The following is a 280-nucleotide window of genomic DNA, read 5'->3' on the forward strand; positions in this document are numbered from 1 at the left end:
GTTTTAGCATTGCACTTTGGTATATCATTAATCAGTTTCTCATCTGTATTTTTAATAACATTGATTATTTTCTCTATAGATCAAAAATATGAAGCTGACGAATTATATATCAAAAAGCCATTAAGACGTTTAACATGGTTAATGGCAATCATCATTTATTGTGGTGTTTATACTGGTGCACTAGTGAGACATGCGGATGCAAGTTTAGCATATGGTGGTTGGCCATTGCCATTCCACGATCTTGTACCACATTCAGAACAAGATTGGGTTCAACTCACGC

General features: G+C 35.0%; 1 protein-coding gene. It reads left to right on the plus strand.

Features of this window, described 5'->3' with window-relative positions; genetic code table 11:
- A partial coding sequence (locus tag QWJ41_RS22450) for a COX15/CtaA family protein (RefSeq protein ID WP_302710451.1) occupies positions 1–280 on the plus strand: 280 nt, incomplete at both ends.

The organism is Nocardioides cremeus, assembly GCF_030518195.1.
GTDB lineage: Bacteria > Actinomycetota > Actinomycetes > Propionibacteriales > Nocardioidaceae > Nocardioides > Nocardioides cremeus.